This is a genomic window from Sphingomonas sp. FW306-1B-B10E (assembly GCF_058782005.1).
In genome coordinates this window covers 1-2,707 of the sequence record NZ_JBYSXG010000105.1, presented here as the reverse complement: position 1 = coordinate 2,707, position 2,707 = coordinate 1, and the positions used below count along the sequence as shown (strand labels likewise).

At 68.8% G+C, this 2,707-nt stretch carries 5 protein-coding genes; all 5 read left to right on the top strand.

What is annotated here, in order from left to right:
- Nucleotides 1-95 precede the first annotated feature (95 nt).
- From AC3WJI_RS21520 to AC3WJI_RS21500, 5 genes are read left to right on the top strand one after another with little or no spacing between them, the layout of a single operon-like run.
- Complete coding sequence (locus AC3WJI_RS21520; protein ID WP_492759355.1) at nucleotides 96-575, top strand: retropepsin-like aspartic protease family protein; 480 nt, start codon at nucleotides 96-98, stop codon at nucleotides 573-575.
- Between the two features lie 44 nt (nucleotides 576-619).
- On the top strand, nucleotides 620-1,519 hold the full coding sequence (locus tag AC3WJI_RS21515; RefSeq protein ID WP_492759354.1) for a DMT family transporter: 900 nt from the start codon (nucleotides 620-622) through the stop codon (nucleotides 1,517-1,519).
- The gene (locus tag AC3WJI_RS21510; protein ID WP_492759353.1) at nucleotides 1,516-1,995 is read left to right on the top strand and encodes a GNAT family N-acetyltransferase; all 480 of its coding nucleotides are present in this window, start codon (nucleotides 1,516-1,518) and stop codon (nucleotides 1,993-1,995) included. The genes AC3WJI_RS21515 and AC3WJI_RS21510 overlap by 4 nt, the downstream gene beginning before the upstream one ends.
- Nucleotides 1,995-2,315 carry a DMT family transporter gene (locus AC3WJI_RS21505; RefSeq protein ID WP_492759352.1) on the top strand — a complete coding sequence of 107 codons (321 nt, stop codon included), beginning with the start codon at nucleotides 1,995-1,997 and terminating at the stop codon, nucleotides 2,313-2,315. The genes AC3WJI_RS21510 and AC3WJI_RS21505 overlap by 1 nt, the downstream gene beginning before the upstream one ends.
- The gene (locus AC3WJI_RS21500; RefSeq protein ID WP_492759351.1) at nucleotides 2,315-2,668 is read left to right on the top strand and encodes a TfoX/Sxy family protein; all 354 of its coding nucleotides are present in this window, start codon (nucleotides 2,315-2,317) and stop codon (nucleotides 2,666-2,668) included. Before AC3WJI_RS21505 ends, AC3WJI_RS21500 begins: the two co-directional genes overlap by 1 nt.
- Nucleotides 2,669-2,707: the final 39 nt, after the last annotated feature.

Here is a 2,707-nt window from a genome sequence, read left to right as displayed (position 1 = left end):
TTCCCCACCCCCAACCCCTCCCCTAAAGGGGAGGGGCTTGAGAAATCCGCCGTTAGCCTGCTGGTAAGCACCCCCACGCTAGACCCGCCTCCGACATGCGGTGGGCATTCCTCTCGGTCGTCGGCGTAGGCGTCGTCATCGGTCTGATGGCGCCGGTCAAGCGCGCGCCTGCGCCCGCGCCGGTCGTCGGCGTCGCCGAGGCCGCCGACGTGCCGGTCGAGACCGTCATCAAGCCCGACAGCCGCGGCCATTTCTTCGCCTTCGCCCAGGTCGATGGCGAGACCGTCCGCTTCGTCGTCGATACGGGCGCCGACATGGTCGCGCTCACCACCGACGATGCCCGCCGCGCCGGGGTGAAGTTCGACCCCGACCAGTTCGAAGTCGTGGCGCGCGGCGCCTCGGGCGACGTCTACGGCCAGCGCGTGGTGATCGACGACCTCGTCCTCGACGGCAAGCGCGTCCGCGACGTCCATGCCGCGGTGATCGAGGATTTGGACGTGTCGCTGCTCGGCCAATCCTATCTGCGCAAGCTGCACTCGGTGCATCTCTCCGGCGACGAGATGCGACTGCGCTAGACGGGCGGGTGACGCCGGCGCCGGCGCCCGCTATGCGCGGCAGCATGCGGGGTCCCCATAGCATCGCTCTAGCCGCCGCCTGCGCCGGGATCGCGCTCTATTCGGTCATGGACGCGGTGATGAAGGCCGTGTCGATCCAGATCGGCGCGTACAACACCTTGGTCTGGCGGCTCGGCGTCGCGGTGCTGCTGACCGGCGCGGTCTATGCCTGCACGCGCCCGACCCTGCCGAGCCGCGGCACGATCCGGGTCCATGTCTATCGCAGCGTGCTCGTCGCGGTCATGGCGATCGCGTTCTTCTGGGGGATCGTCCGCGTGCCGTTGGCGGAGGCGATCGCGCTTTCGTTCATCGCGCCGCTGATCGCGCTCGGGCTCGCCGCCTTGTTCCTCAAGGAAAGTATCACCGCGCAATCGGTCTGGGGATCGCTGCTCGGCCTAGCCGGAGTCGCGGTGGTCGTCGCCGGACGGATCGGCGGCACCCATAGCGAGGAGACAATGCTCGGCATGGCCGCGATCCTCTTCTCGGCGGTGGTCTATGCGATGAACCTCGTCGTTGCGCGCCACCAGGCCCAGATCGCCAAGCCGCTCGAGATCGCCTTCTTCCAGAACCTGTTCGTGCTCGGCCTGCTCGCCCTGGCGGCGCCGTGGTGGCTCGAGCTGCCTGCCGCGCAGCATTGGCCGGGAATCGCCGCCGCGGCCGCGCTCGCGATCGTCTCGCTGCTGCTGCTTTCCTGGGCCTATGCCCGCGCCGAGGCGCAGGTGCTGCTGCCGGTCGAATATACCGCCTTCATCTGGGCCTCGCTGATGGGCTGGTGGATGTTCGGCGAGAAGGTCACGCTCGCGACGATCGCGGGCACGATTTTGATCGTGGCGGGCTGCGTGCTCGCCGCGCGTACCAAGAGCGGCCACGGCGCCGCACCCGAAGCAGAGGCTGCGCTCCCATGACCCAGATCCGTCCCGCCACGCCTGCCGACGTGCCCTTGATCCTGCGGCTGGTCCGCGAGCTCGCCGAGTTCGAGCGCGAGCCCGACGCGGTAAAGGCGACCGAGCCGATGCTCGACGCCGCCTTGTTCGGCGCGCGTCCGGCCGCCGAGGCGGTGATCGCCGAAGTCGAGGGCGCACCCGTCGGCTTCGCCTTGTTCTTCCAGAATTTCTCGACTTGGACCGGGCGGCCCGGCCTCTATCTCGAGGATCTCTACGTCACGCCCGCCGCGCGCGGCACGGGCACCGGCACGGCGCTGCTCCGCCACCTCGCCGGCATCGCGCTCGATCGTGGCTGCGGCCGGTTCGAATGGGCGGTGCTCGACTGGAACGAGCCGGCGATCCAATTCTACCGTGCGATGGGTGCGGTCGGGATGGACGAATGGCGCGTTCAGCGCGTCGCGGGCGATGCGCTGGCCAAACTCGCGGGGCGCGGCTGATGGCCTGGGTCTGGCTGGTCCTTGGCGGGCTGTTCGAGGTCGGCTTCACCACCTGCCTGCGCTACGCCGACGGCTTCCGCAACGTACCCTGGACGCTGGGCTTCCTCGTCTCGGTGTCGCTGTCGATGCTGCTGCTCGACGTCGCGGCGCGGACGATTCCCATGGGCACCGCTTATGCAGTGTGGACGGGCATCGGCGCGCTCGGCACCGTCGTCATCGGCATGATCTGGTTCGGCGAGCCGTTCACGCCGCTGCGCTCGCTGCTGATCCTCGGCGTGGTCGCCTGCATCGCCGGCCTCAAGCTCACTTCGGGCCACTGATGGCGGTCGACCAGGGCCTTGTCGACTGGGTGACCGAGGCGCTCGAACCGCTCGGCAGCGTGACGATGCGCCGGATGATGGGCGGCGCGACGCTCTATCTCGACGGCACGATCTTCGGGATCGTCCATGACGGCGAGCTCTGGTTCAAGGCCGACGCGGAAAGCAACGCGCTATGGGACGAAGCCGGACACAGCGAGCGGTTCACCGTCACCTTCTCGACCGGCATGTCCGACACGATGAACTATCGCCGCGCGCCCAGCGACGCGTATGACGATGCCGATGCGCTGCGCGAATGGGCGGGGCATGCCATCGCCGCCGGGCTGCGGGCGCCGAAGAAGAAGCCGAAGCGGTGACGTGAAAAGCCCCTCCCCTTTAGGGGAGGGGTTGGGGGT

What these genes read in the sequence shown, in the direction of transcription:
- AC3WJI_RS21515 (WP_492759354.1), top strand. Translation starts at nt 620, where the DNA reads ATGCGGGGTCCCCATAGCATCGCTCTAGCCGCCGCCTGCGCCGGGATC.
- AC3WJI_RS21510 (WP_492759353.1), top strand. Translation starts at nt 1,516, where the DNA reads ATGACCCAGATCCGTCCCGCCACGCCTGCCGACGTGCCCTTGATCCTG.
- AC3WJI_RS21505 (WP_492759352.1), top strand. Translation starts at nt 1,995, where the DNA reads ATGGCCTGGGTCTGGCTGGTCCTTGGCGGGCTGTTCGAGGTCGGCTTC.
- AC3WJI_RS21520 (WP_492759355.1), top strand. Translation starts at nt 96, where the DNA reads ATGCGGTGGGCATTCCTCTCGGTCGTCGGCGTAGGCGTCGTCATCGGT.
- AC3WJI_RS21500 (WP_492759351.1), top strand. Translation starts at nt 2,315, where the DNA reads ATGGCGGTCGACCAGGGCCTTGTCGACTGGGTGACCGAGGCGCTCGAA.